This window comes from Streptomyces roseicoloratus (assembly GCF_004117935.1).
In the GTDB taxonomy this organism is placed as follows: Bacteria; Actinomycetota; Actinomycetes; order Streptomycetales; family Streptomycetaceae; genus Streptomyces; species Streptomyces roseicoloratus.
Genome location: NZ_SDOY01000087.1, coordinates 1 through 18,942 on the forward strand (window position 1 = coordinate 1; position 18,942 = coordinate 18,942).

10 protein-coding genes are annotated in these 18,942 nt (G+C 71.6%); 7 read left to right on the top strand and 3 right to left on the bottom strand.

Features of this window, described 5'->3' with window-relative positions; translation table 11 throughout:
- Positions 1–39 precede the first annotated feature (39 nt).
- On the bottom strand, positions 40–1,131 hold the full coding sequence (locus ESG85_RS07770) for an alpha/beta hydrolase (RefSeq protein ID WP_128977307.1): 1,092 nt from the start codon (positions 1,129–1,131) through the stop codon (positions 40–42).
- 188 nt (positions 1,132–1,319) lie between these two features.
- Here ESG85_RS07770 and mqnC point away from each other — a divergent pair, with 188 nt between their 5' ends.
- The 4 genes from mqnC to ESG85_RS07790 all read left to right on the top strand — a co-directional run bounded on the left by mqnC (position 1,320) and on the right by ESG85_RS07790 (position 5,504).
- Positions 1,320–2,534: a cyclic dehypoxanthinyl futalosine synthase gene (gene mqnC / locus ESG85_RS07775; protein ID WP_128977308.1), complete on the top strand. Its 1,215-nt coding sequence runs from the start codon at positions 1,320–1,322 to the stop codon at positions 2,532–2,534.
- 50 nt (positions 2,535–2,584) lie between these two features.
- Positions 2,585–3,184, top strand: coding sequence for a hypothetical protein (locus ESG85_RS07780; protein ID WP_128977309.1), 600 nt, complete (start codon positions 2,585–2,587; stop codon positions 3,182–3,184).
- A 53-nt stretch (positions 3,185–3,237) separates the two neighbouring features.
- Positions 3,238–3,933, top strand: coding sequence for a demethylmenaquinone methyltransferase (locus ESG85_RS07785; RefSeq protein WP_128977310.1), 696 nt, complete (start codon positions 3,238–3,240; stop codon positions 3,931–3,933).
- A gap of 284 nt (positions 3,934–4,217) precedes the next feature.
- A complete protein-coding gene (locus ESG85_RS07790; protein WP_128977311.1) occupies positions 4,218–5,504 on the top strand; it encodes a geranylgeranyl reductase family protein in 1,287 nt (428 codons plus the stop codon).
- Here the strand turns inward: ESG85_RS07790 and ESG85_RS07795 are convergent.
- Positions 5,470–6,450 (bottom strand): GlxA family transcriptional regulator, encoded by a 981-nt coding sequence (locus tag ESG85_RS07795; protein ID WP_128977312.1) that lies wholly within the window; start codon positions 6,448–6,450, stop codon positions 5,470–5,472. The two genes, ESG85_RS07790 and ESG85_RS07795, sit on opposite strands and share 35 nt — an antisense overlap.
- A 103-nt stretch (positions 6,451–6,553) precedes the next feature.
- Here ESG85_RS07795 and ESG85_RS07800 point away from each other — a divergent pair, with 103 nt between their 5' ends.
- Positions 6,554–7,510: an NAD(P)-dependent oxidoreductase gene (locus ESG85_RS07800; protein WP_128977313.1), complete on the top strand. Its 957-nt coding sequence runs from the start codon at positions 6,554–6,556 to the stop codon at positions 7,508–7,510.
- A gap of 65 nt (positions 7,511–7,575) precedes the next feature.
- Here the strand turns inward: ESG85_RS07800 and ESG85_RS07805 are convergent, their stop codons facing one another.
- Positions 7,576–10,698 (bottom strand): VCBS repeat-containing protein, encoded by a 3,123-nt coding sequence (locus ESG85_RS07805; protein ID WP_128977314.1) that lies wholly within the window; start codon positions 10,696–10,698, stop codon positions 7,576–7,578.
- Positions 10,699–11,074: 376 nt separating this feature from the next.
- Here ESG85_RS07805 and ESG85_RS07810 point away from each other — a divergent pair, with 376 nt between their 5' ends.
- Together ESG85_RS07810 and ESG85_RS07820 are read left to right on the top strand one after the other, a co-directional pair.
- Positions 11,075–17,743 (top strand): RHS repeat-associated core domain-containing protein, encoded by a 6,669-nt coding sequence (locus ESG85_RS07810; protein WP_128977315.1) that lies wholly within the window; start codon positions 11,075–11,077, stop codon positions 17,741–17,743.
- Positions 17,744–17,849: 106 nt separating this feature from the next.
- Positions 17,850–18,818 (top strand): hypothetical protein, encoded by a 969-nt coding sequence (locus ESG85_RS07820; protein WP_164986187.1) that lies wholly within the window; start codon positions 17,850–17,852, stop codon positions 18,816–18,818.
- Positions 18,819–18,942 lie beyond the last annotated feature (124 nt).

An 18,942-nucleotide genomic window follows, 5' to 3' on the forward strand; every position in this document is an offset into this window, starting at 1 on the left:
CGCCCGCCGGCCGCCCCGGCCCGCCCGCCGATCCTTCCGTCACCCCTCCGCCGCTGCCTCCGGCTCCGACCTGATCGGGCCCTGGATCTGCCGGCTGATCCAGGCGATCGTGCCGTCGTCCATGCCCCGCATGTACGAGCGGGCGTTGTGCTCGCCGTCCTGGATGACCTGGAGCCGGGTCTTGAGCGGGCCCTTCGTGTAGCGGCGCATGAAGGCCTTGATCCTGGCCATGCCCGACTCCTTGGTGCCGATCTGGAAGGCCACGTACGTCCGGTTCTCCGGCCTGTCGGGCTTCCGGCCGAGGGCGGCGGCCAGCTTCTCCGGGTTGTTGGCCTGGCGTTCGGCCTCGTGGCCCTTCCACAGCGGCGAGTCCGGAACGGTGTCCGGGCCGGAGGCGATGACGGCCTTGAACTTGTCGGGCTTCTGCAGCACGGACTTCAGCCCGGCGAAGCCGCCCGACGACGAGCCCATGAACGCCCAGCCGTCCCGGGAGTCGAACGTGCGGAAATTGGCCCGCACGAAATCCGGGACGTCCTCGGTCAGCCAGGTCCCCATTTTCGGCTGTCCGGGTATATCACTGCCGTCGTGGTAGAACTCGGCGCTCGGGTTGAGAACGGGCATCACGACGATGAACGGCTGGCTCTTCCCTTCCTCCGCCCAGCGGCTGATGTTCCCCTGGAGGTCGATGCCCTTGCCCGTCCAGTAATTCGTGGGGAAGCCCTTTCCGCCGGGCAGCGTGATGAGGACCGGGAAGCCGCTGTCGGCGTAGGCCGGGTCGAAATACTGCTTCGGCGCCCATACCCACACCCGGCCGGTGAATCCCGACTTCTCCCCGTGCAGCTCGGTGACGCCGATCCTGGTGCCGTCCTCGAGGGCGCGGTGCACGGTGAAGGACGACTTGGGGCCGGTGGGGAAGACGGTCCTCGGCACGGTGGCGCCCGTGCCCTGGCCCGTCCCCGCGCCGCCCGGCCCGTGCTGCTGGGCGGCCTGCTGCTGACCCGAGCGCTCGCCGCGCGGAGTGTCGAAGGAGAGCGGATCGCCCTCGTCGGAGCAGCCCGTGACCAGGCCGAGCGTGGTGCCGAGGGCGAGGGCGGCCGCGAGGATCCGGGCCGGGCGGCGGCGACGTTTCATGACGTGCTCCGGGTGCGATTCGGGCGATACGGAGGTTACGGGGGATTCCGGTAAAGGAGAGGGGCGGAGCGGCCGATCGGTTGGCTCAGGACCGGCACCAATCCGCGTGAGGGCCCTGGCGTAGGCTGGTTCGGTCCGTTCAGTACGCACCGGTTCGCGTACGCACGCCTCCGAAAGGGACACACCCGGTGACCGAGAACGCCGAACTCACGTCTTCTGATGTCACTGCCGTTCTCGACCGTGCCGCCGCGGGTGGCCGGATCACGCCCGAGGAGGCGCTCGACCTCTACCGCTCGGCGCCGCTGCACGCGCTGGGCGCCGCCGCGGACGCGGTGCGCCGCCGGCGGTACGCGGGGACCGAGCACATCGCGACGTACATCATCGAGCGCAACATCAACTACACGAACGTCTGTGTGACGGCGTGCAAGTTCTGCGCCTTCTACGCCGCGCCGAAGGACACCAAGAAGGGCTGGACCCGCGACCTCGACGACATCCTGCGCCGCTGCGCGGAGACCGTGGAGCTCGGCGGCACCCAGATCATGTTCCAGGGCGGCCACCACCCGGACTACGGCGTCGAGTACTACGAGAAGCACTTCGCGGCCATCAAGGCGGAGTTCCCACAGCTGGTCATCCACTCCCTCGGCGCGTCCGAGGTCGAGCACATGGCCCGGATCTCCGGCGTCTCCGTCGAGGAGGCCATCACCCGCATCCACGAGGCCGGCCTCGACTCCTTCGCGGGCGCCGGCGCCGAGCTGCTGCCCGCCCGGCCCCGGAAGGCCATCGCGCCGCTCAAGGAGTCCGGCGAGCGCTGGCTGGAGATCATGGAGATCGCCCACGAGCTGGGCGTCGAGTCCACCTCCACGATGCTCATGGGCACCGGCGAGACCAACGCCGAGCGCATCGAGCACCTGCGGATGATCCGTGACGTGCAGGACCGGACGGGTGGCTTCCGGGCCTTCATCCCGTACACGTACCAGCCCGAGAACAACCACCTGAAGGGCCGCACGCAGGCCACGATCTTCGAGTACCTGCGCATGATCGCCGTCGCGCGGCTGTTCCTCGACAACGTCGCCCACATCCAGGGCTCGTGGCTGACCGTCGGCAAGGAGGCCGGTCAGCTGTCGCTGCACTACGGAGCCGACGACCTGGGCTCGATCATGCTGGAGGAGAACGTGGTCTCCTCGGCCGGTGCCAAGCACCGCTCCAACCGCATGGAGATCATCGACCTCATCCGCAAGGCCGGGCGCGTCCCGGCGCAGCGGGCGACGACGTACGAGCACCTGGTCGTCCACGACGACCCGGCGAACGACCCGGTCGACGAGCGGGTGGTCTCCCACATCTCGTCCATCGCGATCGAGGGCGGCACGGCCCACCCCGAGCTGAAGCTGCTCGACGCCAACTGAGACCGGGCGGGGCGGGCCCGGGCCCGCGCGCCGCAGGAAGGGACAGGACTGTGCTGACGCTGCACGTCGCCGACGCCTCGCCCGAGGCCGCGGTCCTGGTCGACGGCGCGTTCGTCGCGGCCGTCGGCCCGTACGACGAGCTGGCCGAGGCGAACCAGGACGCCCGGCTGCGCCGCTGGCCCGGCATCCTCACGCCCGGGCTGCTCAACCCGTACGGCCCCGAACTCCTCGAACAGACCTACCACCCGGATCCGCGCGAGGCCGACACGTACGGCACCGAACCGATCTTCGGCGAGCGGGCGCGGGAGCTGTTCCACGCCGAGCCCGTACGGCTCGGCGCCAGCGCACGGCGCGGGGTGCAGCGGCTCCTCGCGCACGGGACGGTCGCCGTCGGCGGCGAGCTGCGCGGGCGGGCCGCCCAGGACGCGGTGCGCCGGGCCGGGCTGGCCGTGGGGCAGCGCCCGCCGAACCTGCCGGGCCCGCCGTCCCTCGCACCGCGCCCGCTCGTGCTGCTGCCCGCGCTGTCGGCGGGCCGCCCGGCGCGGTTCGCCGTCTTCGACGTCCCCGACCGCGCGGCCCTGGTCCGCCTGGGCCCGTCGACCTGCGTCGCCACCGTCATCGGCGGCCGCCTGGTCTACCGGGCGCGCTGAGCGCGGCGGGGCCGGTCCCGCCCGGAGGGAGGGGCGGCTGCAACAATGGTCCGGTGACCCGCGCATCCCTGGACAAGCAGCCGCACGAAGTCGCCTCGATGTTCGACGACGTGGCGGCGAACTACGACCTCACCAACGACGTCCTCTCGCTCGGGCAGGACCGGCGCTGGCGCAAGGAGGTCGCCAAGGCGGTCGACGCGCGCCCCGCGCAGAAGGTCCTCGACCTCGCCGCCGGCACCGCGACGTCCTCGCAGCCCTTCGCCCGCGCCGGCGCGTACGTCGTGCCCTGCGACTTCTCGCTCGGCATGCTCCGGGTCGGCAAGAAGAACCACCCGTGGATGCCGTTCACCGCGGGCGACGGCACGAAGCTGCCGTTCAAGGACGAGGTCTTCGACGCCGTCACCATCTCCTTCGGCCTGCGCAACATCCAGGACACGGACCAGGCGCTGCGCGAGCTGTACCGGGTGACGAAGCCCGGCGGCCGGGTCGTCATCTGCGAGTTCTCGCACGCCACCTGGGCGCCGTTCCGCACGGTGTACGAGGAGTACCTGATGCGCGCGCTGCCGCCGGTGGCGCGCGCCGTCTCCTCGAACCCCGACGCCTACGTGTACCTCGCCGAGTCCATCCGGTCCTGGCCCGACCAGCCGACCCTCGCGGGGATGCTGCAGAAGGCCGGCTGGGAGCGGGTGGCCTGGCGCAACCTGACGGGCGGAATCGTCGCGATGCACCGGGGCTTCAAGGCCGAGTAGGCGGCGCTTCGAGGCCGAGTGGGCGGGGCTTCGAGGCCGGGCAGGGCGGGGCTTCGACCCCGGCAGGGCGGGGCTTGGAGCCCGGGCAGGGCGGGGCCTGGAGGCCGAGCAGGACCGTCGGCCATCGGATGACCACGACAGCAGTGTCCGCGCACCGGCTCGAATTCCGCCGTGGGGGAACCGGACGGGCGGGACACCCTCGGGCGATGGCGCGATCGGCCCCCATAGACTGCCCCAGTACGTCCGTACCGCCCCCAACCGTCGAGTCTTCGGGAGACCCCGCCGTGACCGAGCAGCCCCTCTCCGAGCACAGCGCAGACGTGATCGTCGTCGGGGCGGGCCCGGCCGGCTCGACCACCGCGTACTACCTGGCCAAGGCGGGACTCGACGTCCTGCTCCTGGAGAAGACCGCGTTCCCGCGCGAGAAGGTCTGCGGTGACGGGCTCACGCCGCGCGCCACCAAGCAGCTCGTCGCGATGGGCATCGACATCTCCGAAGAGGCCGGCTGGCTGCGGAACAAGGGCCTGCGGATCATCGGCGGCGGCGTGCGGCTCGAGCTCGACTGGCCGGATCTCGCCTCGTACCCGGACTACGGACTCGTCCGCAAGCGCGACGACTTCGACGAGATGCTGGCCCGGCAGGCGCAGAAGGCCGGGGCGCGGCTGTACGAGCGCTGCAACGTCGGCGCCCCGATCGTCGACGACCGCACGGGCCGGATCACCGGCGTCCACGCCAAGCTCGGCGAGGAGAAGCGCGAGGTCACCTTCCACGCGCCGCTCGTCGTCGCCGCCGACGGCAACTCCACCCGGCTCTCGCTGGCGATGGGCCTGCACCGGCGCGAGGACCGGCCGATGGGCGTCGCCGTGCGGACGTACTTCACGACCGCGCGGCACCAGGACGACTACCTGGAGTCCTGGCTGGAGCTGTGGGACCGGCGGGGCCCGCAGGACCGGCTGCTGCCCGGCTACGGCTGGATCTTCGGCATGGGCGACGGCACCTCCAACGTCGGCCTCGGCATCCTCGACTCGTCCTCCGCCTTCCGCGAGCTGGACTGGCGCGAGGTCCTGAAGGCCTGGTGCGCGTCCATGCCGGAGGACTGGGGCTTCACCCCGGACAACATGACGACGCCGATCCGCGGCGCCGCCCTGCCGATGGCCTTCAACCGCCAGCCGCACTACACCAAGGGCCTGCTGCTCGTCGGCGACGCCGGCGGTCTCGTCAACCCGTTCAACGGCGAGGGCATCGCCTACGCGATGGAGTCCGGCCAGATCGCCGCCGACGTCATCGTCCAGGCCCACGCCCGCCAGACGCCCGCCCAGCGCGAACTGGCCCTGCGGAACTACCCGCAGATCCTCAAGGACACCTACGGCGGCTACTACACGCTGGGCCGCGCCTTCGTGAAGCTCATCGGCAACCCGAAGGTCATGAAGATCGCGACCCAGCGTGGCCTCACCCACCCGCTGCTGATGAAGTTCACGCTGAAGATGCTGGCCAACCTCACCGACCCGACGGGCGGCGACGCCATGGACCGCATCATCAACGGCCTGTCGAAGGTGGCCCCGAAGGCGTGAGCGCGAACGCGCGCCGGTAGCCGCCGGGGGACACCCCGAGCGCGCGGGTGAAGTGGCGGCGCAGGTTCGCCGCAGAACCCAGACCGCTCTCCCCGGCGACGCGTTCCACCGGCAGGTCGGTGGATTCGAGGAGCGTACGGGCCCGGGCCACGCGCTCGCCGAGCAGCCACTGCAGCGGCGTGGTCCCGTGCGCCTCGCGGACCCGCCGGTGGAAGGTGCGCGGGCTCATGTGGGCGCGGCGGGCCAGCTCCTCGACGGTCAGCGGCTCGTGGAGGTGCTCCACCGCCCACTGGAGGGCGGCCCCGAGGCCGTCCTCGCCGGACGGCGGCAGCGGGGCCTCGACGAACTGGGGGCGGTCGCCCGGCCGGTGGGCCGGGCCGACCATGCGCCGGGCGAGGGCCGCCGCGACCCCCGCGCCGAGGTCCTTCCGCACGAGATGCAGGCACAGGTCCAGGCCGGCGGCGGCGCCCGCGCTGGTGAGCACCCGGCCCTCGTCGGTGTACAGCACGGAGGCGTCGACGGTGACCCGCGGATGGCGGGCGGCCAGCGCGGGCGCGTAGTTCCGGTGGACGACGGCACGGTGGCCGTCGAGGACGCCGGCCGCCGCGAGTGCGAAGGCCCCGGTGCACATCGAGACCATGCGGGCGCCCGCCGCGTACGCCTCGCGCAGGGCCGCGCCGAGCCCGGCGGGCAGCTCCCGACGGCCCTCGGCCACCGCGTCCGGCACCGACGGCACGATCACGGTGTCCGCGCCCGCGAGTCCCGCCAGGCCGTGGGTCCCGAACGGAGCCGGGCCGCAGACCCGCAGCTCGTACCAGGGATCGGCCAGGTCGGCGTGCGGCGCCCCGAACACCATGGACACCGTGGACAGTTCGTACAGGTCCCACGGCGACAGGGTGCCCTGTTCGTCGGGCACGAGGACGACGGCGACCGTTCCAGCGCTCATGCCCACGACCGTACTCCAGCGGACTGACACCGTGGCAGGAACCGTGCGCCGCCCGTCAGTTACGCCGCTGTCGGCGGGCTCGGCGCGCTGCGAGCGTGGAGCCATGAACGAGACGCACAGCGACAACCACACCGACAACCACGGCGCCACGCACACCGACAACCACGGCGCCACGCACAGCTCCACGCGCAAGGAGAGCGTCACCGTCCTCGGCCTCGGCCGGATGGGCTCCGCCCTCGCCGGCGCCTTCCTCGACGCCGGACACCCCACCACCGTCTTCAACCGCAGCCCCGGGAAGGCCGACCCGCTCGTCGCCCGCGGCGCGCGCCGCGCCGCCACCGTCGCCGAGGCGGTCGCGGCGAGCGGGCTCGTCGTCGTCTGCGTCCTCGACTACGACGCCGTCCGCGGCCTGCTCGAGCCGGTCGCCGCCGAACTGCGCGGCAGGACCCTGGTCAACCTCACCTCGGGCTCGCCCGAGCAGGCCCGCGCGGAGGCCGAGTGGGCCGCCGGGCACGGCATCGGCTATCTCGACGGCGGGATCATGACCACCCCGCCCGGCATCGGCGACAGCGCCAACATGATCCTGTACGCCGGCGGTCCCGAGCTGCAGGCCGCGCACCGCCCGGCCCTGTCCGCCCTCGGCGACCCGGTCGACCTGGGCCCGGACGCGGGGCTCGCCTCGCTCTACGACGCCGGTCTGCTCGGCCTGATGTGGTCGGTCTTCGGCGGCTGGCTGCACGCGACCGCGCTCGTGGGCGCGGACGGGGTGCCGGCCAAGGAGTTCACGGCGGTCTCGGTGCGCTGGCTGCGCACGGTGTCCTGGTTCCTCACCATGTACGCCGACCAGATCGACGCGGGGGAGTACCCGGGCGACGACGCCACCATCGACATCCAGGTCGCGGGCATCGGGCACCTGCTGCACGCGGGCGAGGAGCGGGGGATCGACGGCCGGCTGCCGCGGCTGCACCTGGAGCTGATGAAGGAGGCGGTGGCGGCCGGACACGGCGGGGACAGCTACGCCCGGATCGTCGAGGCGTTCCGCGGGAAGCGGAGCGCGTGAGGAAGGGCGAAGGGCCGCCGCCCCCCGGGGGGAGCGGCGGCCCTTCGACGGCGTGACGACGCGGATCAGCCGATGGCCAGCTTGTTCTTCCAGCCGACGCCGCCGTCGGTGGCCGCGACGACCGTGACCGGTGCGCCGTGGACCTCCGCGCCGCCGGGGTAGAAGCGGGCGGAGTTGTCGCCCATCACGGCCCACATGTCCGGGATGCCGTCGCCGTTGGCGTCCGGCGTGCCGGTGAGCAGCCGGACGTTGGTCGGGGTCCAGCCGCCGGAGCCGTACACGCCGTCCTCGCCCTTGAGGGAGTTCGCGGCGGCCGCGAGCGAGGTGAGGCTGGTGCCGCTGCCGTCGCCGTCCTTCTTGCCGTAGCGGATGAGGAGGCGGTTGGAGGCGTACGTGCGGTAGACCAGGTCGACCGCGCCGTCCTTGTTGTGGTCGCCGACGGAGACGATGTCGCGCTCCGCCCACGGGCTGCTGGACAGCCGTACCGACTTGGAGACGGTGCCGCCGGTGTAGCCGAGGAGCGCCCAGATGGCGTCGCCCTCGGTGGCGAGCATGTCCGGCTTGCGGTCGCCGTCGATGTCGCCGACGGAGACGAGCTGGCTGAGCGCGGCCGGGCTCGGGGAGCCGGCCGGCAGCAGCATCTCGGTGCGGCGGCCGACGTCGACGCCGCCGAGGCCGTTGCCGGGGTAGATCCACAGCTTGCCGTCGGGCATCCGCGCGACGAGGTCCTGGAAGCCGTCGGCACCCCAGTAGTCGCCGTTGTGGGTGATCAGGGCGTTCTTCCAGTAGCCGCGGGCGACCTTGCCGTCCGCCTGGCCGGCCGCGTCGAGGGAGTAGTTGACGTCGCCCTTGGCCAGGTTGGGGTAGAGCCGCAGGTCGCCGTAGCCGTCGACGACGAACAGGTCGGCCAGCCGGTCGCCGGTGGTGTCGCCGGGGCCGTCGGTGCCGGCGGGCGGCGTGGCGTAGGTGAGGTAGTCGGCGCGGTCGGACCAGTTGCCGGCCTTGTCCTTGGTCTTCACGTAGAGGACGTTCGGGCCGGAGTGCACGGGCTTGAAGTCGATGTACCAGACGCCGTTCGCGTAGGTCGCCGGCTTGTCGTACGTGGTGGTGTCGACGCTGTACCAGTAGCCGGCGACGTCGTTGCCGCCGCCGGTGATGGTCACCCGGCCGGTGGTGCCGAGGGCCGGGCCCCACTTCTCCGTCTCGTCCCAGTCGGGCCAGACGGTGGAGGTGAGCACGGGCGGGCCGGGCTTGCCGGTGTCGACCGTGAAGTAGCAGGTGCTGGAGTACGCGGAGTGGGCGTCCTGGGTGTCCCAGGCCTGCGCCCGGTAGGCGTAGGTGCGGACGCTGTTCGCGGGGAAGGTCGCGGCGGTGAGCCGCTTGCTGACCGCGCCGGTACCGCTGAGGGTGGGCTTGCCGTCGTACAGGACGGGGCCGCCGGCCGGGCTGGTCTGCCAGATCTTCAGGTGGACGGACTTCAGGTTGTCGTCGGGGTCCGACGACTTGGCGGAGACGGTGACGTCGCCGATGCCGAGGCGCGGGCCGGGCGAGGTGGTGACGCACTTGCCGCCGGGGCTGGTGGCCAGGGAGCTCGGGGTCCGGGGCGGCCGGTTGTAGACGGTCGTCATCACCGGGTTGTCGCGGAACTTCTTCCACGAGTAGACGCTGGTCTCGCTGGTGGACCTGACGCCCAGGGTGATGTTGGGCCAGCCGGACGCGTTCGCCTTCACTGCGGCGTCCTTGGCGTTGAAGCCGATGTAGTCGTCCGGGCAGCTGGAGCTGTAGCCGTGCGAGGCGGACACCTTGTCGAGCTGGTCGGCCCAGGACGGCTGGTTGTCCCAGGTGGTGGACGAGGAGATGGAGCCGGTCAGCCACAGTTCGACGTCGCGCTTGGAGCAGGACCACGAGTGGGTCTCGTAGAGCCGGAACGTGGAGGACTTGATGATGGCGTCCTTGAGGTCCCAGTCGACGCGGAAGAAGGACCGGCCGGTGCCGTTGGTCTGGTTCTCGTAGCCGACGCGGGCCTCGTCGGTGCCGCCGTTGAAGCCGGCGCCGTTCCAGAAGTTGGACTTCGGGTAGCGCTTGTAGGCGAGCGTCCAGGCCTGGGTGTGGCCGTTGAACGACGGGTCGATGAAGACCGGGTAGGTGGTCTTCGGGTCGTCCAGGAGCGCGGTGTCGGGCTTCAGGGTGAGCGTGCCGCCCTTGAGTTCCGAGCCGACGACCGCGCTGTGCGTGCCGGGTTCGGGGCCTTCGAGGGCGTGCAGGCCTTCGAGGCCGGCGGGGAGGTTGGCGCGGTCCGGTGCGGCGCCGGTGTCGCCGGCGTCGTCCTTGCGGCCGGAGGAGTCCCACATCACGGGCGTGGGCGCGGTGACGACCTCCTTGCCGGAGGCGTCGGTGCCGGACAGGCCGCCGGCGGCGTTGCGCTTCAGGGCGAGCGTGGGGGAGTTCAGGGACAGCGTGAGCGCGCGGACGGCCGGACTGGCCGCCGCCTCGCGGTTCCTGACGATCCAGGACTGGGCGAAGCCGTCGTTCCTGGCCGTCAGGAGCAGGTCGACGCCGGGCAGGACGTCCGGGTAGAGCGCGCGCGTGCCGGCGACGCGGGGCGCGGGCAGGGCGGCGGGCCAGCCGACCTCGACCGTGTGACCGCCGGTGGCGAAGCGCACGAGAGGGCTTCCGGCGGGGACCGCGGGCTGTTCCGGGGTACGGGCGGCGGGGCCCGCGGCAGGTCCGGCCGCCGGTCCCGCGACCGGCCCGGTGGCCGGGCGGGCGGCGGCGCGGGCGGCCCGCTCGGTGCTGCCGGTGCCCGTACGCCCGTCGGTGCCCGTCCGTCCGTCGGTGCCGCCGGAGAAGGTCAGTGCTCCGGTCGTCGCCTTCGTGCGGAAGCCGCCCGCGCCGTCGGACCGGAGTGCGGTGTCGACCGCGGTCCAGGAGCCGTCCGGGGCCTTCACCCGGACCGGGGCCGTGGCCTGGTCGCGAGTGAACGTTCCGTCAGGGTTGGCGTACGTGGTGGCGTGGGTGGTGCGGAGGCCGGTCGCCTCGACGCGCTTGCCCGTCCTGCGGGCCTCCCGCATCGCGCCGTCCTCGTCGTACGGTCCCTTGGGCGCCGCCGCGGGCGACGCGGACCGGTGTTCCTCGTCGTCGAGCTGCGGCAGCACGGCGAGGCCCGTCGCGGTGACAGCGGCCGTCAACGACGCCGCCACCCACAGGCGTATGCGTCGTCGAGGCCGCGTGGGCCGTGTGGTCGTCACGGCACTTCCCCCCAATTCCTGTTCTGTTTTCCGGAACGGCGGTCTCATCGCGCCCCCCGGCATAGCGGCCGAATCTTTGCACGCCCGCACGGGAAGCTCCGAATCGCCCGTGACCAGCACGTTCCTGACCAAGGCTCAATGTCCGTTTAATGATCATCAGGGGTATTTATCCCCGCTTTATGCGGGTGATTTCCCTGTGCTGAGCCATTCCGGTCATACTTCGGCGACTTTCTTTGTTCGACACTTTGGGGGAATCAACGTGTCTGTGTTCCGGTCCGGACCGCCGAGGGGAGGTGGCGGGAGACCACGCGGAGCGGTGGGGGCCGTCCTGGCGCTCGCGATATCCGCCACACTCCTGCCCATCGAGGCGTGGGCCGACAGCCCGGTACGCGGTGGCGTCACTCTGCCCGACCTGCAGAGCACCAAGCCCGTACCCGGCACCGAAAGCGAGGCGGAGTACAAGCTCCCGCCCGCACCCGACACCCAGGGGGAATACGAGGTCGAGCGCACGGCCGCCCCGGAGAGCGGCACCGGCACCGTCGTCATCAACGGCGGTGCGGCGACGGCGACCCAGGAGTCGTCGCAGGTCCAGCCCTCCTCCGTGCGGCACGCCGTCTGGAGCGCACCTCGTGCCGTCCCGGCGCCCGTCACCGGCAAGCCCGGTGAGATGGTCCGCGTCGGCAGACTGCCGGTCATGCTCGGTGCCGTACCCGGCACCTTCGACAAGGACGCCACGACCAAGGCGCCCGCCGAAGGCGGCAAGGCATCCGCCGAGGGCGCGAAGACGCCCGCCGAGAACGCCTCCTTCGCCACCCCGGCCGAGGATCCCGCGCCCACCGGCACCTGGCAGGTCACCGTCGCCTCGCGCGAGGCGACCGAGGACGCCGGCATCGACGGCGTCCTGATGAAGCTGGAGCCGCAGGCCGGCACCACCGGCCCCGTCCAGGTCGGCGTCAACTACAAGGCCTTCGAGCAGCTCTACGGCGCCGACTGGGGCTCCCGCCTCCAGCTCATCCGGCTGCCCGAGTGCTTCCTGACCACCCCCGACGCCGAGGGCTGCTCGGACCCGATCGAGACCGGATCGGTCAACGACGCGGGCGCCGACGTCGTCTCCACCACCGTGGACCCCGCGGCGGCGGCCCCCGAGCCCGAGGTGACCCCGTCCGGCTTCAGCCGGGTCTCGCACAGCGCGATCCAGACCGCGGCCGGCGGCGGCTTCGTCCTCGCCGCGACCGGCGGCGGCGCGGGCTCGTCGGGCGACTACTCGGCGACCTCGCTCCAGCCCTCCGGCAAGTGGACCCACGGTGGCGCGGCCGGCGGCTTCAGCTGGGCCTACCCGGTCCAGGTTCCGCCCGTGATCGCCGGGCCCAAGCCCGACATCTCCCTGACCTACTCGTCGCAGATGGTCGACGGCCGCACCTCCACCACGAACAACCAGGCCTCGTGGATCGGTGACGGCTGGGACTACCACCCGGGCTTCATCGAGCGGCAGTTCCGCACCTGCGCCGACGACCGGGCCAAGGACTCGGCCGGGCGCCTGCCGAACACCACGAAGAAGAAGGGCGACCTGTGCTGGTGGGGCCCGACCGAGAACGCGGTCCTCAGCCTCAACGGCTCCGCGGCGCCCCTCGTCAAGGACGACAAGTCCGGCAAGTGGAAGCTCGCCAACGACGACGGCACGCGCGTCGAGTTCAAGACCGGTGCCGACAACGGTGACAAGAGCGACCCCGACGGCAAGGACGCGGGCGAGCACTGGATCATCACCACGCCGGACGGCGTCCGCTACCACTTCGGACTGAACAAGCTGCCCGGCTGGACCGAGGGCAAGCCGACCACCGACTCCGTCTTCACCGCCCCGGTCTTCGGCAACCACCCCGGCGAGCCCTGCTACAAGTCGGGTGACTTCGCGGGCTCCTCCTGCACGCAGGCGTACCGCTGGAACCTCGACTACGTCGAGGACACCGCGCACAACGCCATGGCGGTCTACCACAAGAAGGAGACCAACCACTACGCGCGCAACGAGAAGGTCAAGACGCCCGTCGAGTACGTGCGCGGCGGCCACCCGGTCCGCATCGAGTACGGACTGAGCAACCACACCGGCAACGTCTACGCCGCTCCGGCGCCCGCGCGGGTGGTCTTCACGACCCCCGAACGCTGCATGACGACCGAGACCTTCGACTGCGCCCCCGAGAAGTTCACCAAGAAGGGCCAGGACGCGCAGCGCTGGCCGGACACCCCGTCCGACACGTACTGCGCCGAGAAGAAGAAGTGCTACGTCTCCTCGCCGACGTTCTGGACCCGGATCCGGCTGAGCGAGATCACCACCGAGGTCGCCAAGTCCCCCGGCAGCACCGACTACCGCAAGGTCGACAGCTGGGAACTGAAGCAGAACTTCCTGCACACCCGGTACGACACCAACCCGCCGCTCTGGCTCGACCGCGTCGTCCGCACCGGCTACGACGCGTCCGGCGCGGCCAAGTCGCTGCCCCCGGTGGTCTTCCACGCCAACGGTGACCCGATGCCCAACCGGGTGTCCCGGCCGACCGACGACCGCCCGCCGTTCGAGCGGCTGCGCATCGCCTCGATCTACACCGAGACCGGCGCCGGCGTGAAGATCACCTACTCCAAGCCGTGCGACCCGGGCGCGGCGAAGCCGAAGCCCGAGGCGAACGGCAGCCGCTGCTACCCGGTCAACTGGACCCCGTCGGGCGAGGACACCACCAAGCCCGAGTGGTTCAACAAGTACGTCGTCACCGCGATCCAGGAGGACGACCACGTCGGCGGCGCGCCGCCGCAGGTGACCACCTTCGACTACGTGGGCGACGCCGGCTGGGCCAAGGACGACAGCGAGTTCACCAAGGCCAAGCAGCGCACCTGGAACGAGTGGCGCGGCTACGGGGCCGTGCGCGTCCGCACCGGCGAGACGAGCGCCGACGAGGGCACCACCCGCACCCTGGTCGAGAACCGTTACTACCGCGGTCTGCACGGCGACCCGCTGCCCGGCGGCGAGACCCGCAAGCAGATCGTCACCGACCACGCGGGCGCGAAGATCGACGAGGACCTGCCCGCCTTCCAGGGGCAGGTGGCGGAGACCATCACCTACCGGGGCGACACGACCCCGGCCGTCATCGACGGCACCGTGGTCAACCGGCTGTGGACCCGGGAGACGGGCCGCCACGCCCGCACCGGGGGCGCGAGCCCGCTGATCGCCCGCCAGACGGCCCAGCTGTCGACCACCACCACCGCGCACGTCAGCGGCGGGAAGACCCGGACGACGACGAACTCGACCCTCGAGTTCGACCCGGACTACCCGCTGCCGGTCAGGACGCAGACCACTGGTGACTCCGGCGCGCCCGGCGACGAGACCTGCTCGGCGATCACCTACCGGCACAACACCGCCGTCGGCCTCCTCGGCTACCCGGTGCAGATCCGCACCACCGCCGGCAGCTGCGCCACGGCCGCGACGGCCGGCCCGGACCGGCTGATGGACGACACCCGCACCTTCTACGACGGCCTCGCCTTCGGCGCCGTGCCCACCAAGGGCCTGGTGACCCGCACCGAGGACGTCCAGGCGGACGGTTCGGGCTACTCCCTGACCTCGGCCACGGCGTACGACAAGTACGGCCGCGCCACGGCGATCACCGACGCCGACGGCAAGGTCACGAGGACCGCGTACACGCCCGACGACGCGGTGCCGACCCGCACGGTCGTCACCAACCCCAAGGGCCACGAGCTCACCACCGACTTCGAGACGGGCCGCGGACTGGCCCTGTCGAAGACGGACGCCAACAAGCGCGTGACCCGCCTCGAGCACGACCCGCTCGGTCGTCTTGTCAAGGTCTGGTCGCCCGGACGGTCCGGCGCGGGGCAGGCGGCGGGCCTGGAGTACTCGTACCGGATCGACGGCCTCAAGCCGACCGTCGTGACCTCCCGTGCCCTCCGGGACAACGGCACCTACGCGACCACCAAGACGCTCTACGACGGCCGGCTGCGCGAGCGGCAGAGCCAGACGGACGCCGTGGGCGGCGGCCGCATCATCACGGACACGCTCTACAACTCCGGCGGCGGCGTGCGCCGGGTCAACGCCAAGTACTTCGCCGTCGGCAAGCCGTCCGACGCGCTGTACGTCCCGAAGAGCGACACCGAGATCCCGTCCTGGACCACCTCGGTCTACGACGGCATGAACCGCTCGGTGAAGCAGACCACCTGGCACGGCGACGTCAAGGCGTTCGAGGCCGGGACCGAGTTCGGCGGCGACTACACCACCACCCTTCCCCCGCCGGGCGGCACCCCCACCCGCACGTGGAAGGACGCGCTCGGCCGGGTCGTCAAGATCGACCACTTCACCGACGCGGCGCGCACGTCGTTCACCAGCACCACGTTCGAGTACGACGTCCGCGGTCAGCGCGTCAGGACCAAGGACGCCGAAGGCGTCGAGTGGACGTCCACCTACGACGTCCGCGGCCAGGAGCTCACGGCCACCGACCCGGACCGCGGCACCTCGTCGTTCACCTACGACAACGCGGGCCGCCAGCGGACCGTGAAGGACTCCCGGGGCGTCGTCCTGGAGACCGAGTACGACGAGCTGGGCCGCAAGACCGCCCAGTACCAGGTGGAGGGCGAGAAGCGCACCAAGCGCGCGTCCTGGCTCTACGACACCGTCGCCCTGGGTCTGCTCACCTCGTCCACCCGGTACGAGGGCACGGCGCAGTACGTCAACGAGGTCACCGGCTACGACGCCGAGTACCAGCCCACCGGCCGCAAGATCGTCATTCCGGACGCCGCCGGCGGCCTGAAGGGCGAGTACACCTACCGCTACACCTACACCCCGACCGGCAAGCCGGCCACCACCACCCTCCCGGCGGGCGGCGGCCTGACCGCCGAGCAGGTGGTGAACCGCTACACCCCCGAGGGCCTCGCCCTCACCACCTCGGGCATCGACTGGTACGTCAACGACACCAAGTACGACCCCCAGGGCCGCGTCCTGCAGACGACCGCGGGCAACGCCCCGTACCGGATGTGGACGACCAACTTCTACGAGCCGCACACCGGCCGGCTCACGCAGCAGATCAACGACCGCGAGGTCGCCGACCACCGCGTGAACGACGTCCGGTACAGCTACGACACGATCGGCAACGTCAAGAAGGCCACCGAGCACACGGGCAGCGGCGCCGGCAAGGTCACCGACACCCAGTGCTACGTCTACGACACCCTGCGCCAGCTCACCGAGGCGTGGACGTCGAAGACCCCGGACGTCTGCGCCGCCAAGCCGTCGGCCACCGAGGTGGGCGGACCGCAGCCGTACTGGCACTCGTACACCTTCGGCCCGACCGGCAGCCGTCTCACCGAGACGAAGCACGACCCCTCCGGTGACACCGCCAAGGACGTCAAGCGCCGCTACGCCTACCCGGACCCGAAGGCCGCCCGGCCGCACACCCTCAGCTCCGTCACCACCCAGGTCGGAAGCGGTGCCCCCACCACGACCGACTTCGCCTACACGGCGGCCGGTGACACGGAGGAGCGCACCGAGGGATCGGTCCGCCAGAAGCTCGACTGGGACGCCGAAGGCCGGCTCCAGCGGGTCGGGAACAAGGACACCGGCGGCGAGCTCGCGTCCTACGTCTACGACGCCGACGGCAACCGCCTGATCGGCAGGACGCCCACCGGCAGCACGCTGTACCTCGGCGAGACCGAGATCACCGCACTGCCCAACGGCACGCTCACCGGCACGCGCTACTACACCCACGTCGGGGCGCCGACCTTCGTCCGCGTCGCGAGCACGGCGCCCGGCGGCACGGACAAGGTGTCCGCGCTGATCACCGACTACCACAACACCGCGGCCTTCGCGGTGCTGCTGGCCCCGGGCATGACCGTCACGCCGCGCAAGCTCACGGCGTACGGCCAGCTCCGCGGCACCGCACCGGCCAACTGGCCGGGCAAGCGCGGGTTCGTCGGCGGCACGCTCGACGACACCGGACTGACGCATCTGGGCGCACGGGAGTACGACCCGGCGCTGGGCAGGTTCCTGAGCGTCGACCCGGTCATCGACATGCTCGACCCCCTGCAGATGCAGGGCTACAACTACGGGTACAACAACCCGCTCGCCTTCACGGACCCGGACGGTCTGTGGGGCTGGTCGGACATCACCCACGCCACCCTCGACGTCGTCGGCATGGTGCCGGTCGTCGGCGAGGCGGCGGACCTGGTCAACGCCGGCATCTACGCGGCCGAGGGCGACTGGGAGAACGCGGCCCTGTCCGCGGCCTCCGCCGTCCCGGTGGCGGGCAACGTCGCCACCGGTGCCAAGTGGGCCAAGAACGCCGGCAAGGCGATCGACGGGGTCCAGGCGGCCGGCAAGAAGGCCGACGACGCCCCCTCGCTCTCGAAGCAGGCACCTCCCACCAAGGAGGCGCCGGCCAAGAAGCAGGAGAACAACAACCGCAAGAAGGACAAGGACGACGACGAGGAGTACGTCGACCTGTACCACGGCACGACACTGGCCGCCGCGAAGAGCATCCAGGCGAACGGCGTCGACCCGGACTTCAAGCCGCGCAACATGGACTTCGGCACCGGGTTCTACACCACGAAGCTCGAGGACCAGGCGCGGCAGTGGGCCACGCGGCAGACGACGTACAAGGAGAACCGGGCGAAGGGCGGCGACCACGTCAAGCCCGCCGTCATCCACTTCCGGATCCCGAAGTCGGAGTTCAACAAGTTCAAGGGCAAGGTCTTCACCGAGGCCAACGACGAGTGGGCCAAGGAGGTGGCCAAGTTCCGGGCGGACTCCAACCCGCCGAAGCTGCGGCAGAGCCGTCCCTTCGTGGAGGGTCCGATGCTGATGAACAGCAATGTCTATCCGCACACCCCGCGCTCGAAGCCGGTGTCGGGCGGTCACCAGATCTCCTTCCACGTGGTGAAGAAGTTCAGCGCCTCCTTCTGGGGCCGCTGGTTCGCCAAGTGGTTCATGGGGATCATCACGTGGTAGCCACCTGATCCGTCCCTGATCACCGCCCCGGTACGCTCAGGCGTGCCGGGGCGGTGTCTTCTCCCCGCACCCGACCGAACGACTGGAAAGACCTGTGCACGACCGCATGGAAGACGACGACGCGTTCCCGGAATTCGATGATGAGTTCCCCGAATTCGACGAGGACGACGAGGACGACGACGAGGAGCCGGAGGACGGACCCGAGGCGCTCGAACCGGCCGCCTTCCCCGAGGGCGCGCAGGAGGACCGGGTCCGGGCGGCGGCGCTCATGGTCGTCCGCTACTGCTCGCTCCTGCTGCCCGTGGTGGCGACCCCGTGGTTCGGCCCGGTGCGCAACTGCCTGATCCGGGCGCACGGCACGGCCGAGCTGCTGCTGCGGGAGGGCTACGGCCCGGACGGCGCCGTCGGCGCCTTCGACATCGGGCTCACCCGCTGGATCCTGAAGGGCGTGACCGAGCTGCCGGAGGCCGCCCGCCGCCCCGAGGAGTCCGTCGACGGGCAGCGGGAGCTGGCCCGTGCCGTCTACGACGTCGTCGCGGACCCGGCCGACGAGGAGCGCTTCGCCGAGGCGTGCGCCCTCGCCGAGCGGCTCGCGGGGCCGGAGTTCGTGGCGGAGGAGCGTGAGCTCCGGGCCCGGGACCTCGCGGAACTCGCCGAGGCGCGGGAGGGCGGCCGGGAGCCGGACACCGAGGCGCTGTGGGCGCGCGCCGACGCCTTCGCCGGGCGCTACGCGGACCGCCTCCGGACGGAGCTGCGGGCGGCCGGGCACCACATCGGCGAGGAGATGACCGACTTCCCCGTGCCGGTGACCGAGCGGGGCGCGGACACCGTGCGCCACATCGTCGCGGCGCTGGCCGGGCGGTTCGGGGTGTCGGAGGAGGAGGCCCGCGTCCGGGTCTTCGCCTACTTCGCGGACTGGGACCTCACGGACGAGTCCGAGGTCGGCGATCTGGACCACATCGGCCACCAGACGCCGGAGGAGTGGGCGGGGCGCATCTATCTGGGCCTGGAGTTCCACGAGGTGGGTCCGGCCGCCGACCTCAGCGGTCACGAGCCCTGGCCGCTGCCGGAATAGCCCGCCCCCGCCGGATCACGGCGGACGGCGACCCGGCGCAGGACGGCGCGCGGGACGGTGAGACGGCGAAGGGCCGTCGCTCCCCCGAGGAGTGACGGCCCTTCCGCGTGTCCGGTGACGGACC

Coding starts and splice junctions, on each gene's coding strand:
- ESG85_RS07770 (WP_128977307.1), bottom strand. CDS start 1,131: ATGAAACGTCGCCGCCGCCCGGCCCGGATCCTCGCGGCCGCCCTCGCC.
- ESG85_RS07795 (WP_128977312.1), bottom strand. CDS start 6,450: ATGAGCGCTGGAACGGTCGCCGTCGTCCTCGTGCCCGACGAACAGGGC.
- ESG85_RS07800 (WP_128977313.1), top strand. CDS start 6,554: ATGAACGAGACGCACAGCGACAACCACACCGACAACCACGGCGCCACG.
- ESG85_RS07820 (WP_164986187.1), top strand. CDS start 17,850: ATGGAAGACGACGACGCGTTCCCGGAATTCGATGATGAGTTCCCCGAA.